Source organism: Parabacteroides sp. PH5-46 (assembly GCF_029892785.1).
Classification (GTDB): domain Bacteria; phylum Bacteroidota; class Bacteroidia; order Bacteroidales; family Tannerellaceae; genus DFXE01.
The window spans coordinates 62,494-79,625 of record NZ_JARXXA010000002.1 but is presented as its reverse complement, the minus strand read 5'-3'; the positions used below and the strand labels follow the sequence as shown (position 1 = coordinate 79,625).

Genomic DNA, 17,132 nt, shown 5'->3' with positions numbered 1-17,132 from the left:
TAAATCTTTATTGTTATTATACCTAGTTTTGTTTGACACAAAAGTACAGACGTCCAAAGCGCTCCCCAAATAAATCCCAATCGACTTTATTTATGCATCAATCGACAAAATAAATTAGTCAGGAAATGCATGAACATCTGCTCCTATATAAATGTTTTGCTTACATTCGCAGGCGGAAAAAGATCGTTTGAACAAGAATAAGTTATACTACGTAAAGTATGGAGGTAAATATGTACAATGTCCCGGTAGAAATAGCAGCCGGACAAGTCCATGCCGACATTCGGCAGGGCCTGAGCAGTGAAGAAGCCAAAAAGCGTTTGAACCAAGACGGCTTCAACGAATTCCGAAAGCAAAAGAGGAAGACCTTACTCGTCAAATTCTTCGAGCAATTCAAGAGTTTCATGATTTTGGTGCTACTCATTGCTGCGGCTATCTCGGGAGTGGTCGGGTATATGAACGGCGAGGGCTTTACCGACGCCATCATTATCCTCGTGATCGTTATACTCAATGCCTGCATTGGGACAGCGCAGGAACTGAAGGCTGAAAAATCACTAGAGGCACTCGAAAAGCTATCCGCCCCCTATTCAAAAGTAATCCGCAACGGACAAGTAGAGACCATCCCTTCGCGCGAGATCGTGAAAGGTGACCTCGTAGTCATCGAGACGGGCGACCTTGTACCTGCCGACATGCGCCTCGTAGAGGCTGTTAATCTAAAGATAGAGGAGGCAGCCCTCACCGGAGAGTCTGTCCCTGAAACCAAACATACCGAACCCATCGAAGGCGAGGTGCCGCTTGGCGACCGCGAAAATATGGCTTACTCCTCTACCCTGGTCTCTTACGGACGGGGAAAGGGACTCGTAGTAGCCACCGCAATGGATACCGAAGTAGGTAAAATAGCCGGCATGATCCAGTCCGTGCCCGATATGAAGACGCCTATGCAGGTGAAGATCGACCAGTTGGGCAAGTTTCTCGGCATTGCAGCCCTCGCGATCTGCGCCTTGATCTTCCTCGTCGGAATTCTGGAAGGGCGAGAGGTTCTTGCCATGTTCATGACGGCGGTCAGCCTGGCAGCAGCGGCTATTCCCGAAGGGCTCCCTGCCGTGTCAACCATCGTACTGGCTATCGGCGTACAGCGTCTGGCCAAGAAAAATGCCATCGTGAGACATCTTCCCTCGGTAGAAACGCTGGGAAGCACCAATGTGATCTGTTCGGATAAAACCGGAACGCTTACACAAAACCGCATGACGATTGTCAGTCTCTTCACCGACAACCGGGCCGAAGAGGTGGCAGAGTCGCTCTCGCCTGATCAACAGCAGCTGCTCGTATCGTCTATCCTGGCCAACGATGCCAAGTTGAGCCGCGAAGAGAGCAAATGGCAGACTACCGGCGACCCAACGGAGACAGCCTTCCTCGACCTCGGCATCCGCTTCAACCTCAACAAGAACTCCTTGGAGAAGGAAACACCTCGCGTAGCCGAAATCCCCTTCGACTCGGAGCGGAAAATGATGACAACCGTAAACAAGCAAGACAACCTACTCACTGTCCATACCAAAGGCGGCCTCGACGAACTACTCGCCTGCTGCTCCTCGATCCTCTCTAACGGCATAGTAAAGCCACTCAGTGAGTCCGAAAAAGACAATATACGCAAGGCCAACGTCAAGATGGCCGGCAAAGCCCTCCGCGTATTGGGCGTTGGCAGGAAGAGCATCGACAGCCTCCCCGCCGAAATCAGTCCGCAGACACTCGAAAACGGGCTTACCTTCATCGGCATGGTAGGGATGATAGACCCGCCGCGCGAGGAAGTAAAAGACGCCGTTATGAAGTGTCGCACCGCAGGTATCAAGCCCGTCATGATTACAGGCGACCATAAGATAACCGCTACTGCCATTGCCGAGTCACTGGAAATTATAGAAGATAGCAACGCCCGGGATACCGCCATGACAGGCAGCGAGCTCGACAAGCTGAGCGACGAGGAACTATTGGCCATAGTCGACCAAACCTCCGTCTACGCACGCGTCTCGCCCGAGCATAAGGTACGCATCATCAAGGCCTTCCAACGTAAAGGCGAGATTGTGGCAATGACAGGAGACGGTGTGAACGATGCCCCCGCCCTCAAACTGGCCGACATTGGCCTCGCGATGGGTATCACCGGCACCGATGTGTCTAAAGAAGCGGCCGACGTAGTACTTGCCGACGATAATTTCACCACCATCGTGGCAGCCGTAGAGGAAGGACGACGCATCTACGACAACATCCTCAAGGCTATTCAGTTCATGCTCTCTACAAATATAGGTGAGATACTCGTTATCTTCATTGCCATCATGGCCAATTGGGCATCGCCTTTGCTCCCGATACAGATCCTCTGGATCAATCTGGTAACGGATAGCCTCCCGGCGCTGGCCCTCAGTGTAGACCCTGCCGACCCCGACGTCATGCAGCGCAAGCCTGTAGACGCGCGACAGGGCTTCATCACCCGTCCGTTCTTCGCCCGCATCCTGTTGCAGGGCATCATGATAGCCGGGCTCTCTCTTACCGCCTTCCTGATAGGTATGCAGACCAGCGTAGAGACTGCCCAGACGATGACGTTCGCCGTCTTGGCATTCACACAGATCACACACGTCTTGAACGTGCGCTCGGAGCTACACAGCGCCTTCCGCAATATGTTTAGCAATAAACTATTGTTGGGAGCCCTTGCCATTGTACTCTTGCTGATGATCGTGGTGCTAGAAGTGCCTCATCTGCACGATATTTTCCACCTCACCACGCTAGACCGCGCGCATTGGCTCTGGGTAATCGGGCTCTCTATCGCTCCGCTTCCTATCCTGGAAATTGTGAAGGGAGTTATAAGACTAACTCGTGGTAAAGCCGCTCAAAAGTAGCGTCCAGATCGGAGGAGAAACCGGTACGCGGACGTGAGGTCTGTATACTGCTGCTTCTTACGGCTGTCAGCCAGCGGAAGCGTTCGTGTATCTCGAAGCTGCCGATGGTTCCTCCGGCCTCTTTCCCCGAACAGATCTTAGTGAAGGCGTCGAGGCTATTCTGCAAACATTCCATATCCAGTTCCGACGGGAAGAGGCTCAGCTTCTTCTCGTTTAGTTCATATTGTGCCTTGATGTACTTCGCCTTCTTGCAGAAGAGGATCAAGCCTACGTTGATAAACTCCTCACGCTCTACGCGGGGCACTACGCGGATCACGGCGTATTCATATAAGTGCATTCCTTGCATGGCGGGCTTCGTTTACAAATTCGTTGGAGTGGGCTATTCTCTCGGAGAGGAAGCGGTAGTATACCTCGCGGATCTGCTCAGGAGTCTCTTCTGTATCGTTCCAATGCAACCAATCATCGGGAATCAGACCTACTATCTCCCGTATCTTCGCATCAGTCAGCCGTTCTTTAAAGAGGGCATCTACTTCGTCCAGCCTGGCAGCTTTCCATAATAAGGCATGGTCTTTAATCTGCACAAAGGGGCTGATCGCATGCTTCTGCCAGCCCGTCCATGAGTAATGGAAAAAGAAGGAAGCTCCATGGTCGATCAGCCATAGTTCATTGTGCCAGATTAGCATATTCGTATTCCGTACGGTACGGTCTACATTGGTGAGCAGAGCATCCAGCCATACAATGCGGGAGGCCATTTCGGCATCTACAGTATAAGCTACGGGGTCGAAGGTAAGCGCTCCGGACAGGTAATGCAGTCCGAGGTTCAGCCCTTGGCTATTTTTCAGAAGGTCTTGTATTTCCTCGTCAGCTTCCGTTCGTCCAAAGGCTTCGTCGAGCTGCAGAAAGACAAGCTCGGGCATCCGAAAGCCCAGCGTGCGGGCAATCTCGCCACCCAGCAGCTCGGCAATCAGTGCTTTCGTACCATGTCCCGCCCCTCTGAACTTCACCACATACTTAAAACCATCATCCGCCTCTGCCAAGGCCGGGAGCGATCCTCCCTCCCTTAGTGGCATGATGTACCGTGTTACATTAACTGTTCGTAATTCCATCGCATTATATTATCGCCTAAAGATACGAATATGAATTAAAATGTCTTTTCTCTATTCTTTTAAGTTTGGCGATTAAATCGAGATAAGCTATATTTGTCGGATAATAACCAAATTAATTAACTATATTCTTTACAAAATGAGCAAATCTAAAGCTAAAATTATACAGGTACAAGATGTGGAAATATCAGTAATAACATCTTTGAAGAACGATTATATATCTATTACAGATATAGCAAATACAAAAGAAGGTGATTCACGTGCCGCAGATATTATTAAAAACTGGATCAGAAATCGAACAACATTGGAATTTCTTGGAACGTGGGAGCAATTATATAACCCACATTTTAAAGTGGTCGAATTTGACCACTTTAAAATGCATGCTGGATTACCAACTTTTGTTCTTAGTCCAGGAACATGGGTCGAGAAAACAAATGCTATCGGAATATACGTTAAGAAAGGAAAATATGGTGGGACGTATGCTCATAAAGATATTGCTTTTGAATTTTGTTCAGCTATTAATCCGGTCTTTAAACTATTTTTGATTAAAGAATTCCAACGATTAAAAGAAGAAGAAAGCAATCGATTACAACTAGAATGGGATTTACAACGTACCATAGCAAAAATAAACTATCGAATTCATACAGATGCTGTCCGTGAACAACTTATTCCGGATGAAATAACTGATTATCATGCCGGATTAGTTTATGCCAGTGAAGCTGATTTATTAAATGTCGCTTTATTTAGTAAAACAGCCCGGGAATGGAGAGAAGCAAACCCTGACAAACCTGGAAATATTCGCGATGAAGCAACCCTAGAACAATTAGTTGTATTGAGTAATCTGGAAAGTATCAATGCATTGCTTTTAAGACAAGGCTTATCTCAAAGTGAACGACTGATACAGTTAAACAAAGTCGCCATTACTCAAATGCACTCACTACTAGACAACAACACAATAAAAAAACTTCGCTAATCTCCTACCTCATTACCCTTTTCGGTATTCGAGGGGGGACTTGCCGCTATGCTTTTTGAAGAATTTGCCGAAGGAGGATTGATCGGAGAAATGGAGGATATCGGCGATCTGCTGGATGTTCAGATCGGGATCACGAAGGAGTATTTTGGCTTCGGTCATAAGGGCATTGTCAATCCACTTGTTTGCTGTCCGTCCGGAGAAGGCTTTGAGGATACGGGTGAGGTATTCCGGCGTGATGCAGAGCTCCTCAGCGTAGAAAGTTACCTTTTGATGTTCCCTGGAATGATGGCTGAGAAGCTCTAGGAAGCGTCCGACAAGCTGTTCTTTGCTATTTAGTTCTACCGCTGCAATATTAGTACCGGCTTTCTGACGGATGATGTGGCTCATTTCCATCATGAAAATGGAAAATTGGTTCATGATCAGGCTCCGCTGAAAGTAGTGTCCACTCTGCTGTATATAATAAATGAGCCCTTTGATCCTTTCTTCGAGCAGCAGGACTTCTTCCGGGTCGATAGGCTGAGTAGGATGGGTTCGTTTGGAAACAATCACGTCGGAAGGGAGCGTCCGGTTATTACCAAGGGACTCTGAAAGGAAGTTCCTCGATATTACAACATTATAGCCCTTGAAGTCCTCGGACAACTGAAAGTTCTGAACAATGTGCTGCTCTACAAGATCGAGCAAACAATTGGCTGAAACGGTATAGGGGCGATAGTCTATTTCTAGTCTCATCTCTCCCCGGCAAATAAGGAAAATACTCAGGGCATCGAGGCGAAGTGGGATATCATGCTTTACATCTACTTGTTTGCTAAATGTGCCATCCATTTCAATAATAGCAATCTCATTTTCAAACGCCTGGAAGTATGATCCTCTGCGGAGGAATTCATCCAGCTCCATGTTGATTAGTTTCTTCATTGGTTTCTACTTTCAGGAGGTAAAGGTAGACATAAAAAAAGAAACAACAGATCAGAAACGGACGATCTTTTGCCTGATTTAAGCCTTTTGTAAATTAATTCTTGTTGCTCGTTCTGTTTTGAACCAATGAGGGGCAGATTAAATCGAAACCGTTTCCATTAAAATGAGGGACATTTGCGGCGCTTTTAGTAAATATTGAAATGAAAATGATGAAAGAATTAGTACATAAGTTATGCGTGTGCGGGCTCTGCCTGATGGTTATCACTGCCTGTAGGCAAACGAAGGAAGAAGTCAGGATAAACGAGTATGAAGTATTGACAGTATCCTTGTCTGACAAGAGGCTAACGAGCCATTACTCCGCCTCTCTCAGAGGGAAACAAGACGTAGAAATACGTCCGCAGGTATCCGGTACGATTACCGAAGTATGTGTAAAGGAAGGAGCAGCGGTACGCAAAGGCGAACCCTTGTTCATTATCGACCAGATACCGTATCAGGCGGCACTCGAAATAGCCATTGCCAATGTAAAAGTGGCAGAGGCGAATGCTGCTACGGCTCGTCTGACAGCCGAAAGCAAGCAGGAGCTGTTCAACCAGCAGGTGGTTTCCTCCTTCGAGATGCAAACGGCTGCCAATGCCTATCAAAGCCAACTGGCCTATCTGGCTCTTGCCAAAGCACAGGAGGTAAATGCACGGAACGATCTTTCCTATACGGTGGTGAAAAGTCCGTCGGACGGTATTGCCGGGATGATCCCTTACCGTGTGGGAGCCTTGGTAAGCCCCAGCATTGTTACTCCGCTGACTACCATTTCGGATAATTCGGAGATCTATGCTTACTTTTCTATGACCGAGAAGCAAATCCTTGCCCTCTCGCGCCAGGATGGTTCATTACACGAGATCGTGTCTGCCATGCCGGAGGTGGAATTGTTACTCAGTGATGATAGCCTTTATCCCCTAAAGGGAAAGATAGATGCTATCAGCGGAATTATCGACCAGACAACAGGCGCTATCAGTCTTCGGGCTACCTTCCCTAATAGGGAAAAGATACTCCACAGCGGAGGCTCTGCCAATATAATCTTCCCTTACGAGAAGAGCGACTGCATTATTATTCCGCAGACAGCTACTTTCGAGGTGCAAGACAAGAAGTATGTCTACCTGGTGGAAAACGGCGTGGCAGTATCCAAGATGGTGCGCACCTTCGGCATCAACGACGGGCGGGAATACATCATTGAAGAAGGCCTTGCGCCGGGCGAAGTGATCGTAGCCGAGGGTGTAGGCCTCTTGCGCGAAGGTACACCGGTGGCTATTAAGAATCAAAACAGGAACTAGGAACCCAACATATTCAGAAACATGACAATAAAAACATTTATAGACCGTCCGATTCTGTCGATGGTCATCTCCGTTATTATCTTGCTGGTAGGTTTTGTGGCACTGAAGGTATTGCCCGTTGAGCAGTATCCCGACATTGCCCCTCCTACTGTTATGGTACGTGCGTCTTACACCGGAGCGAATGCCGAGACGGTTCAAAAGAGCGTGATCGTACCGCTGGAGGAGTCTATTAACGGTGTAGAAAATATGACGTACATGACCTCCGAAGCTACGAATGACGGAGCGGCTACGATTTATATCTATTTCAGGCAGGGGACAGACCCCGACATGGCTGCTGTGAATGTTCAGAACCGGGTATCGAAGGCTACCGGATTGCTGCCGGGCGAAGTAACGCAGATCGGTGTGACTACCATCAAGCGGCAGAACAGTATCCTGAAGATATTCTCTCTCTACAGTCCCGACGACACCTACGACCAGACCTTCCTGGCCAATTATCTGAAGATAAACATACAGCCCGAGATACTCCGCATACAAGGAGTAGGCGAAGTGGTGATACTGGGATCGGACTACAGTATGCGAATCTGGCTGAAGCCGGATGTAATGGCTCAGTACAAGCTAGTCCCTGCTGACGTAGCAATGGCGCTGGGTGAGCAGAATATCGAGTCGCCCACAGGTACACTGGGCGAGAACTCCTCGCAGACCTTCCAATATGTAATGAAATACAAAGGACGGCTGGAACATCCGGAAGAATTTGGGGATATCGTGATCCGCTCGCTGCCTAACGGAGAAATACTTCGCCTGAAGGACATAGCAACCGTAGAACTGGGAGCCTTATCCTATACCATTGAAGGGCAGACGAACGGGCATCCGGGGGCCTCGGCAATGATTTTTCAGGTGGCAGGTTCCAATGCGAATGATGTGATTACGAATATAGACAATTATTTGGCCTCTATCGAGAAGGATCTGCCCAAGGGGGTGGCCATATCGCACCTGATGAGTTCTAAAGACTTCCTGGATGCATCCATCGCAGAGGTTATTAAGACCTTGTTGGAGGCTATTTTGCTGGTCATCCTTATCGTGTATGTGTTCTTGCAGAGTTTTCGGGCTACGATCATTCCCTCTATCTCTATCATTGTATCGCTGGTGGGAACATTCGCCTGCCTCATCGTGATGGGATTTAGTATTAATTTGCTGACGCTCTTTGCTCTTATTCTTTGCATTGGTACGGTGGTAGACGATGCGATTGTGGTGGTGGAGGCCGTACAGGCCAAGTTCGATGCCGGATATAAGTCGCCTTACCTTGCAACCGTCGATGCTATGGGTGAAATAACGGCTGCGATTATCTCGTGCACCTTGGTTTTCATGGCAGTATTCATTCCTGTATCCTTCATGACGGGTACTTCGGGTACGTTCTATACCCAGTTTGGGCTCACGATGGCTGTGGCAATAGGTATTTCCTGCGTGAATGCCCTCACACTGAGTCCGGCGCTCTGCGCATTGATCATGCGGCCCCATGCCGACGGCGAAGAGAAGAAGTCGTTCTCCCAACGTTTCCACATAGCCTTTGAAGCGGCCTTTGAAAAGATACAACATCGCTATAAAAATGGGGTGATGGTATTCATCCGACACAAATGGCTGGTAGGAGTCATACTGGTTGGAGCCTCGGCTCTTCTCCTTGTTTTGATGAAAACGACCAAAACGGGACTCGTCCCGCAGGAAGACACCGGTGTTTTCTTTGTAGATGTAAGCACCGCACCGGGTAGTACCCTTCGAGAAACCAAAGAAGTAATGGGCAAGATTGAGTACAGGCTGCAGAATTTCCCTCAGGTACAGACGTATGCCAAGGTGTCGGGCTCCGGAATGATATCGGGAGATGGAACGTCTCACGGGATGTTTATCGTTAAGCTCAAACATTGGGATGACCGCCCCGATAAGGAAGACCACGTAAATGCTCTGATAGGCCGTTTGTACGCGGAGACTGCCGACATAAAGGATGCGCAGATCTTTGCCTTCGCGCCGCCTATGATTACGGGCTACGGACAGAGTAATGGTATCGAGCTATATCTGCAAGACAAGAAAGGAAGTGAGCTGGGTACCTTCTATAACATCAGCCAGGAGTTTATAGCCAAGCTCAGGGAGCGTCCGGAGATTGGTGCGGCTTATACGTCCTTTAATATCAACTATCCGCAGTACCTGGTAGACGTAGATGCTGTGAAGTGTAAGCGCATGGGAGTCTCTCCGAGCGATGTATTGAGCGCGATCTCCGGTTACTATGGCGGATTGTATGCCTCTAACTTCAATCGCTTCACGAAGATGTACCGCGTATTGGTGCAGGCATCGCCGGAGTACCGCTTAGATACCGAATCATTGAACAATATATTCGTTCGTAGTGGCTCGGAGATGGCTCCGGTGGGTCAGTTTGTGACACTCACGAAGGTATACGGATCTGAATCGGTCAGTCGTTTCAACATGTTCAACAGTATTGCCGTGAACGGCATGCCTGCTGATGGTTACAGTACTGGCGAGGCGATCCAGGCCATTGCAGAAGTAGCCTCCGCGACTCTGCCTGTGGGCTACGGCTACGACTATGGAGGTATCACCCGTGAGGAGACGGGGGACAATACGGGTACGATCATCGTCTTCGGGATATGCGTTCTGCTTATTTACCTCATCTTGTGCGGCTTGTATGAAAGCGTATTGATTCCATTGGCCGTAATCTTATCTATCCCTTGCGGACTTGCCGGTAGCTTCCTCTTTGCCAAGCTGATGGGACTGGAGAATAACATCTACCTACAGACGGGGCTAATCATGCTGATCGGTCTTTTGTCTAAAACCGCCATTCTGCTGACGGAGTATGCCACGGAGCGTCGACGCTGCGGCATGAGCTTGATCCAGTCGGCACTCTCGGCAGCTACTGTCCGCTTGCGTCCGATCCTGATGACGGCTCTTACGATGATCTTCGGGCTGCTTCCGCTGGTCTTTGCCACGGGTGTAGGTGCGCAGGGGAATATCTCACTGGGCGTAGGGACTGTCGGAGGTATGTTGGTGGGTACTTTAGCCTTGCTTTTCCTCGTGCCTACCTTGTTTATCGTCTTCCAGTACCTGCAAGAGAAGGTTTCTCCTCCCAAACTGAAGGAACTAGACGATCATATGATCAGCACGGAGATCGATCAGTACAATGCAACCAAACTATAATACAACGAACAGTTATGAACAAGATGATTATCCTCATAAGCCTGGCTACTCTGTTGAGTAGCTGTGGCATTTACAACTCCTATAGGCGCCCTGACGTGCAGACGGATGGCTTGTTTGGAGTCGCCGAGCAAGTATCCGACACCGGAAATATTGCCAATATCCATTGGCGAGGCTTCTTTACCGATCCGCTATTGCAAGATCTGATAGAGAAAGGCCTCAACAACAATACCGACTTGAAGGTGGCGCGTCTGCAAGTGGAGCAGGCAGAGGCTTCCCTGCAATCGGCGAGATTAGCCTTCTTCCCCTCTTTGTTCCTTTCGCCTCAGGGCGTACTGAGCAGCTTCGATGGCGGGAAGACAAACAAGACGTACCAGGTTCCGGTAGCCGCCAGTTGGGAGCTCGACGTCTTCGGCAAGCTCCACAATGCCAAGCGACGGGCTAAAGCCGCCTATGAGCAAAGCGAAGTATATCAGCAGGCCGTACAAACTCAGTTGATTTCAACCATAGCGAACCTCTACTACACCCTCCTGATGCTAGATAGCCAGTTGGAGATCTCCGAGGCAACAGCCGCCAAATGGAAAGAGAACGTACGGACTACCAAGGCAATGAAAGAAGCCGGCATGATGACGGAAGCATCGGTCGCCCAAACCGAAGCAAACAGCCATTCGATCGACGCCTCGCTCCTGACGCTCAGACGCCAGATCAATGAGGTAGAGAATAGTCTGTCTATCCTCCTGGGAGAAATGCCGCAGGATATCCGGCGGGGAAGCCTCGACACTCAGAAGCTCCCGGAGGAGCTGACGGTAGGTGTCCCGCTTGAGCTCCTCTCCAACCGTCCGGACGTTAAGAGTGCCGAGCTGACGCTTGTCCAGATGTTCTACTCTACCAACGAGGCTCGCGCTGCCTTTTATCCGTCTATCACCCTGAGCGGAACAGCCGGTTGGACGAATGAAGCCGGCTCGATGATCATCAATCCCGGCAAGTTCTTATGGACAGCCATAGGCTCGTTGACACAGCCGCTATTCAACAAGGGGATAAACATATCGCGCCTGAAAACAGCCAAGGCGCAGCAGGAGGCCGCCCAGCTTAATTTCCAGCAAAGCCTGCTCAATGCCGGCAGCGAAGTAAACAATGCCCTCGTTCAATGGCAGACCGCCCGCCAGCGAATCGAGATAGACCAGAAGCAAATAGCCTCTCTTGAAACCGCCGTCAAGAGCACTCAACTGCTGATGAAGCACGGAAGCTCCACCTATCTGGAAGTCCTGACAGCCCAAGAGACACTTCTGCAAGCCCAACTAACCGTCATTGCCGACCAATTCGATGAGATACAAGGTGCTATTAATCTGTATCATGCATTGGGCGGGGGAAATGAAGAATGAAGAACGTAGAATGAAGAAAAAAGAGTAACATGGATAAGTTAATTTTTATACATCCGGAAGCCGTGATCGGTGAAAACGTGGTAATTCATCCTTTTGTGAATATCGACAAAGGGGTAGTGATTGGTGATAATTGCGAGATTCGCTCCTTTGTGTCCATACAGGAGGGTACAACGATCGGAAACGATAATAAAATCTTTGAGGGCTGCGTGATCGGCGCCCTTCCGCAAGAGTTTTCCCGGGAGGACAAAAGGGATAGCAAAGTAGTTATAGGCAACGGTAATACCATCCGCGAAAACGTAGTAATCAACCGGAGTATCAATCCCGGCCACACTACCTCCGTAGGGCATAAAAACTACCTGATGGAGGGAGTTCACCTGGCACACGACGTAGAGGTAGGCAACGAATGTGTCCTTGCTTTCAACTCAAAGATCACGCCCAACTGCCAGATAGACGATCATGCCTATCTGGGCGCCTCTACGGTATTGAACAAGTACTGCAAGGTAGGTAAATGGTCGTTTCTATCGGCAGGCAGTGTGATCTATAAGCATGTCCCTCCGTATGTACGGGTAGGTGGTACTCCCGGTGAATGGCTGGGCATTAATACAACCATCCTCCGTGGGAATAACTTCTCCGAAAGCGCCATCAAGCAGATACTCTTTGCTTACCGTTTGATCTATGGAAACTACAGCCTGTTTTATGCCTTGGAGAAAGTAAAGAAACAATCGCCGGGGAAAGAAGAAATCGATGAAATCATCCGTTTCATGAATCAGGTAAAAGAGAAAGGTATCGTGGGCAAAGAAGAGATAGAAGAGGAAGGCGGAAGTGTAAAAAAGTAATCGTATTGGCATAAGTTGCATTGAAATATTATTTACTTTGCAGTTATTAAATATAGCGCAATTATGAATAAACTATTTCTATCCCTCGCAACGTATCTGTGCCTTGGATTACTCCCACTACCCGCACAAGAAAAGGCTATCAACAAAATTATTGAAACAGGCCAGACCGACAACCGAACCATGCAGCATCTCGACATCCTGACCAATCGCTTTGGCGGCAGGTTGGTAGGATCCAATGCCTTTGAAAACGCCCAGGAATGGATGGTTCGCGAAATGAAAAGCTGGGGGCTGGATGTAAAGCTGGAAGAAGCCGGAAGTGTTCCGGTAGGCTTTAATCGTGGCCCTTGGTTTGGACGTATGCTGAATGATAATGGGATGACCCTCCATTTCATAACGCCATCGTTTACCTCCGGAACAAAAGGCCTGCAACGCGGACACGTTCTGCCCGAACCCAAAACACAAGACGAATTCAAACGCATGAAGGCTGCCATGAAAGGCGCCTGGATACTGATTTCCGGACAGAGCGACGGCTTCCCTATCGACCGGACAAAGCAGGCCGATTCCATCCGCACAGCCATAAAGGCCGAGAACGATGAAACCGCCAAAGAAAACCGCGACCGGATGCGCCGCAACTGGAGTGGCGAAAAGAATGAAATGCTGCCCTACAGAGAGTTTCCGGCTCTCTTCTACAAAGAAATGTGCGAAGCCGGAGTGCTTGGCTTTATCCAGTCTTCTCCCGTTCCCCTTCGCGGACTATACGACCGCAAGATGATAGATAACGGAGAAATGAACTTCGACAACCTACCCGACAAACCGGACATCAAACTGGATGAGCATCAGTTTAAAGTGATCAAACAAATGGTAGACGAGCGCCGGGAGTTCCTGCTGGAATTTGACATACGGAACCATTTCCGCATCGGCCCGGTGAAATTCCATAATGTTGTTGCCTCTATCAAAGGCAGCCAATACCCCGATGAATACGTAATCGTAAGCGGACACTTAGACGCCTTCGACGTAGCGACAGGCGGTGTAGACTGCGCCACAGGCATTGCTCCCATGATGGAGGCTGCCCGTATGATTGCCCTGTCGGGCGCAAAGCCCAAACGGACGATTTTGTTCGTAGCTTTTGCTGCCGAAGAGTTCGGCTTGCTGGGTGCCAAAGCCTTTGCCAAGACGCATGCCAAGATACTGCCGAAGATAGCCAACCTCTTCAATCGCGACGGCGGGCCACTGCCTCCGGTAGGTATTACTGTGCCTCCGGCCATGTACGATGACTTCGTGAAGGTATGCGAGCCGATCAAAAGGATACGCCCCGATTATCCCTTTGAAGTAAAGAAACAGGAAAAGCCCAATCCGCGTCCGAAAGCGCCCTCCAGCCACGATGGTTCGGTATTTGCCGTAAAAGGCGTTCCTATCTTCAACTTTATGACCGACGACTTCAAAGGCTACAATTTCAATTACGGCGAGATCTGGCATACCGAACGGGATTTATACACCAAGAATGTACCCGAATATCAGGAGCACACAGCTACTTGTATAGCTATCACAGCTTTAGGAATTGCCAACCTCAACCACCAACTTTCCCGCGAAGGTGCTTATCAGGAATAAGGTAGTTGTATCCCTGAACAGGCAATCGTTTTACTGGGTCACAGCTGTGACCCAGGTGGTCGACAGTTGTGACCCAGTAAAAAAAATGCCATTAGAATCCGGCACGAAAGCCAATGGTTAAATAAGTGGCCGGGGCAAATTCCATGTCCAACTCGTTATCTTTGAAGTTGTCTAAAAAGCCCTTGAAGGTTCTCCGGGAGAGCCTTACGGAGCGCATCCAAACGCCTCCTATCCCGGCAAAAAGAGTAGTGGATTGGTTTAGCTTAAACTCTGGTGTGAGGTACGACTTCATCATGGTAGTAGCATAGATCATGGATTTGCCTTTCCGCTCGAAAACAGACGACATACCGTCCATCTCCATAGCAACTAATTTTAGTTTGAATTGATCGCTAAACTGCATAGAGGCTGATATCTCCATACCGCTGGCGATATCGGCTTTTATTTCGTATTTGCCTGTCAGTTGCCACTTGATGTATGACATTGGCATGATAAGCGGGATGCCATACGAGTTGGTCAGCCCCAGACCTACCCCCAGGTCCAGGCCCTTTCTTAGCTTATATACAAATATAGCTCCGCCATTAGCCAGTAGGCTCTTGGAGGTAATCGCGTCCGGCGCGGAATAGATGCCTCCGCCTAAGGAAGCAATCAGATACCATTTCTCGGACAGCGGGCGGATGTGGGCGATACTCAGGTTGAGATTCACGATTTTATCGAAGCTCAGCTCTTGGGGGATGCCTTCCTTGGTAAAGATACCGTACGAAGCGCTAAGCGTAGCCGACCAGGCCGATACCTGCCCTTTGTTGTTTTGTTTGACCGAGAGGGGCAAGGTGTACCTCCCCGAGAGCTTCAATAGGCCTCCCGAGCCGAAGGTCTCCCCTTCTTCATTCTTCAGGGAAGAGGAAAACAGATAGTCAGACTTCAGATAACCCTGGGAAAAGCAATCGACAGATAACAATATAAATAACTGGATCGCAATCGAAAAAGACAGTTTCATTCTTGCAGATGTATTGATTTTTCCACAAAGGAAAGCCGCTCTGCCCGGATATAAAACGACTTACCGACGAACTGCAGAATGGCCTGGCCGAACTTAACATTCCGGCGGATAAAAAGTCAGGAGATAAAGGGTAGCTTCACGATGAAATCGGTGTCGGTTCGGGTTACTTCAAGGCTTTTATCGTGTAAGGCATATTGCTTTTGCAGGTTCTTCAAGCCAACACCTCCCCTGTCTACGGAGCTCCTTAGCTGAAGGTTGTTGGAGACAAGTATCCCCTCGTCTGTGATATGGATCCGGATGGTGAGAGGGTTGGCAGCTGTTGTGACATTATGCTTGATGGCATTCTCTACAAGCAGTTGCAGGCTGACGGGTATCAGCATCCGGTTCAGATGGGCGCTACTGTCTGCTACCTCGACAAACAAGGCATCCTCAAACCTGATCTGTTCCAGAAAGACATACGATTCCAAGAAGGCCAACTCTTCCCGCAAGCTAACAAGCGGGCGATCATTGGTCAGTAACAAATAACGATATACGCCCGACATCTTCTTGGCAAAAAGATTGGTCTTCTCCGCATCCTGATAGGCCAAGGAAGAAAGGACATTCAGGCTATTGAACAGGAAATGCGGGTTGATCTGGGCTTTCAGGGTTTCGTACTGATAGCGTATCTTCTCCTTCTCAGCGTCAGACAGCCGTCTTTCAGCCTCGATCTGCCATTGGTTATAAAAGAAAATCTCGATCAATAAAACGATAATACTATTCCAAAACACCAGTAGAAGCGCGTGCTTCACAAAGTAATCATGCAGGCGGGAAGGCGAGATAAGGTAGTTGGTCACAAGGGCAAACAACACAGCAAATAAAGCAGTGAGAAGCAAATCCGTCAGAATCCGGACAGCATTATCCTTCCACCTGATTCGTTTATAAACGGAGTTTATGATCAGGAAGTCAGCCACCCCCACTATAACACAAGCCGGAAGATTTATCAGGTAATGCATAAGAAAGCTAGCTTGCGTATATTCCTTATCCCAAGAGCGATACATATATAGACCGCCAAATAACAAAATCGCAATAATCAACACAAAAAGAAATATATGCCTCCTATCCTTCATTCCACATTCCTCATTATTCATTCAAGTCCCCCGTCTATCCATTTCAGAAAGTCAGAAACCCGGAGGCGGCTGACTAACACCTCGTGCGGGCATTCCGGCTGAAAGTATAACTTCAAGCGGCTGTTAAAATACTTGGCGATCTTCCGGATCGACTTAATATTCGCGATACAGTTCCGGGAGACCCGGAAAAACACCTTTTCATCCAAGGCCTGCTCGAGCTGCTCCAGGGTATAATCTACAATATACCGCTTATCGGAAAAGGTATGCAGAAATACAACTTTCTCTTCGCTGTAAAAAAAGGCTATATCCGATGTCTCCACATAGTAGTAGGCATCTCCTTTCTGAATCAGGAAACGATTCCTTTTGTGATGCCCCATTACCGCCTCTTCCAGTTTGCGGTAGGCTAAGGCGGAGGGCGATGTAGCCCGGTTCTGTTCAAACTTCTGCAAGGCGGATTGTAAGTCCGCTTCTTCGATAGGTTTCAGCAGGTAGTCTATACTATTTACTTTAAACGCCCGGATGGCGTATTCATCGTAAGCTGTTGTAAAGATAACAGGAGTAGTCAGTTGTATCTGCTCAAAGATCTCGAAACAGCTACCATCTGCCAGGCGGATATCCATCAGGATCAGGTCTACTGTGTGCTGCTTCAGGTAGAGAACCGTTTGCTCAACCGTCTCCGTCCAGCCGGTCAGTTGATAGGCCGGGCGTATTACTTCCATCATTCGCTTCATCTCTTCGTAAGCGAAGCGTTCGTCTTCTACAATCAGGTATTTCATGCTCTGTAAATAATCTGGCGATAAAAATATAGATAATCATCCACAA

Annotated in this window: 13 protein-coding genes; 7 read left to right on the top strand and 6 right to left on the bottom strand. The window is 48.7% G+C overall.

Going from position 1 to position 17,132, the window contains the following annotated elements; genetic code table 11:
- Positions 1-218 precede the first annotated feature (218 nt).
- The gene (locus M2470_RS02215; protein ID WP_280743600.1) at positions 219-2,879 is read left to right on the top strand and encodes a calcium-translocating P-type ATPase, PMCA-type; all 2,661 of its coding nucleotides are present in this window, start codon (positions 219-221) and stop codon (positions 2,877-2,879) included.
- On the opposite strand, the gene M2470_RS02210 is transcribed toward M2470_RS02215, so the two are convergent.
- Both M2470_RS02210 and M2470_RS02205 read right to left on the bottom strand, forming a co-directional pair.
- Entirely contained in the window at positions 2,842-3,225 is a 384-nt protein-coding gene (locus M2470_RS02210; RefSeq protein WP_280743601.1) for a DUF3037 domain-containing protein, read from the bottom strand. The genes M2470_RS02215 and M2470_RS02210 overlap by 38 nt on opposite strands.
- On the bottom strand, positions 3,203-3,985 hold the full coding sequence (locus M2470_RS02205) for a HipA family kinase (RefSeq protein WP_280743602.1): 783 nt from the start codon (positions 3,983-3,985) through the stop codon (positions 3,203-3,205). Before M2470_RS02205 ends, M2470_RS02210 begins: the two co-directional genes overlap by 23 nt.
- Before the next feature lie 136 nt (positions 3,986-4,121).
- Here M2470_RS02205 and M2470_RS02200 point away from each other — a divergent pair, with 136 nt between their 5' ends.
- A complete protein-coding gene (locus tag M2470_RS02200; protein WP_280743603.1) occupies positions 4,122-4,955 on the top strand; it encodes a KilA-N domain-containing protein in 834 nt (277 codons plus the stop codon).
- Positions 4,956-4,967: 12 nt separating this feature from the next.
- On the opposite strand, the gene M2470_RS02195 is transcribed toward M2470_RS02200, so the two are convergent.
- Positions 4,968-5,867 carry an AraC family transcriptional regulator gene (locus M2470_RS02195; protein WP_280743604.1) on the bottom strand — a complete coding sequence of 300 codons (900 nt, stop codon included), beginning with the start codon at positions 5,865-5,867 and terminating at the stop codon, positions 4,968-4,970.
- A gap of 206 nt (positions 5,868-6,073) precedes the next feature.
- Here M2470_RS02195 and M2470_RS02190 point away from each other — a divergent pair, with 206 nt between their 5' ends.
- From M2470_RS02190 to M2470_RS02170, 5 genes are all read left to right on the top strand, one after another.
- Positions 6,074-7,192, top strand: a complete 1,119-nt coding sequence (locus tag M2470_RS02190) for an efflux RND transporter periplasmic adaptor subunit (protein WP_280743605.1) — start codon at positions 6,074-6,076, stop codon at positions 7,190-7,192.
- A 21-nt stretch (positions 7,193-7,213) separates the two neighbouring features.
- Complete coding sequence (locus M2470_RS02185) at positions 7,214-10,387, top strand: efflux RND transporter permease subunit (RefSeq protein ID WP_280743606.1); 3,174 nt, start codon at positions 7,214-7,216, stop codon at positions 10,385-10,387.
- A 14-nt stretch (positions 10,388-10,401) separates the two neighbouring features.
- Positions 10,402-11,766, top strand: coding sequence for a TolC family protein (locus tag M2470_RS02180; protein WP_280743607.1), 1,365 nt, complete (start codon positions 10,402-10,404; stop codon positions 11,764-11,766).
- 29 nt (positions 11,767-11,795) lie between these two features.
- A complete protein-coding gene (locus tag M2470_RS02175) occupies positions 11,796-12,602 on the top strand; it encodes an acyl-ACP--UDP-N-acetylglucosamine O-acyltransferase (protein WP_280743608.1) in 807 nt (268 codons plus the stop codon).
- Between the two features lie 63 nt (positions 12,603-12,665).
- On the top strand, positions 12,666-14,210 hold the full coding sequence (locus M2470_RS02170; RefSeq protein ID WP_280743609.1) for a M20/M25/M40 family metallo-hydrolase: 1,545 nt from the start codon (positions 12,666-12,668) through the stop codon (positions 14,208-14,210).
- 91 nt (positions 14,211-14,301) lie between these two features.
- On the opposite strand, the gene M2470_RS02165 is transcribed toward M2470_RS02170, so the two are convergent.
- The 3 genes from M2470_RS02165 to M2470_RS02155 form a co-directional block, all read right to left on the bottom strand.
- Positions 14,302-15,204 (bottom strand): DUF6268 family outer membrane beta-barrel protein, encoded by a 903-nt coding sequence (locus M2470_RS02165; RefSeq protein WP_280743610.1) that lies wholly within the window; start codon positions 15,202-15,204, stop codon positions 14,302-14,304.
- Between the two features lie 116 nt (positions 15,205-15,320).
- Complete coding sequence (locus M2470_RS02160) at positions 15,321-16,331, bottom strand: histidine kinase (protein ID WP_348524170.1); 1,011 nt, start codon at positions 16,329-16,331, stop codon at positions 15,321-15,323.
- Positions 16,328-17,086 (bottom strand): LytTR family DNA-binding domain-containing protein, encoded by a 759-nt coding sequence (locus tag M2470_RS02155; protein WP_280743611.1) that lies wholly within the window; start codon positions 17,084-17,086, stop codon positions 16,328-16,330. Before M2470_RS02155 ends, M2470_RS02160 begins: the two co-directional genes overlap by 4 nt.
- Positions 17,087-17,132: the final 46 nt, after the last annotated feature.

Coding starts and splice junctions, on each gene's coding strand:
- M2470_RS02185 (WP_280743606.1), top strand. CDS start 7,214: ATGACAATAAAAACATTTATAGACCGTCCGATTCTGTCGATGGTCATC.
- M2470_RS02200 (WP_280743603.1), top strand. CDS start 4,122: ATGAGCAAATCTAAAGCTAAAATTATACAGGTACAAGATGTGGAAATA.
- M2470_RS02180 (WP_280743607.1), top strand. CDS start 10,402: ATGAACAAGATGATTATCCTCATAAGCCTGGCTACTCTGTTGAGTAGC.
- M2470_RS02190 (WP_280743605.1), top strand. CDS start 6,074: ATGATGAAAGAATTAGTACATAAGTTATGCGTGTGCGGGCTCTGCCTG.
- M2470_RS02165 (WP_280743610.1), bottom strand. CDS start 15,204: ATGAAACTGTCTTTTTCGATTGCGATCCAGTTATTTATATTGTTATCT.
- M2470_RS02170 (WP_280743609.1), top strand. CDS start 12,666: ATGAATAAACTATTTCTATCCCTCGCAACGTATCTGTGCCTTGGATTA.
- M2470_RS02210 (WP_280743601.1), bottom strand. CDS start 3,225: ATGCAAGGAATGCACTTATATGAATACGCCGTGATCCGCGTAGTGCCC.
- M2470_RS02175 (WP_280743608.1), top strand. CDS start 11,796: ATGGATAAGTTAATTTTTATACATCCGGAAGCCGTGATCGGTGAAAAC.
- M2470_RS02160 (WP_348524170.1), bottom strand. CDS start 16,331: ATGAATAATGAGGAATGTGGAATGAAGGATAGGAGGCATATATTTCTT.
- M2470_RS02205 (WP_280743602.1), bottom strand. CDS start 3,985: ATGGAATTACGAACAGTTAATGTAACACGGTACATCATGCCACTAAGG.
- M2470_RS02155 (WP_280743611.1), bottom strand. CDS start 17,086: ATGAAATACCTGATTGTAGAAGACGAACGCTTCGCTTACGAAGAGATG.
- M2470_RS02215 (WP_280743600.1), top strand. CDS start 219: ATGGAGGTAAATATGTACAATGTCCCGGTAGAAATAGCAGCCGGACAA.
- M2470_RS02195 (WP_280743604.1), bottom strand. CDS start 5,867: ATGAAGAAACTAATCAACATGGAGCTGGATGAATTCCTCCGCAGAGGA.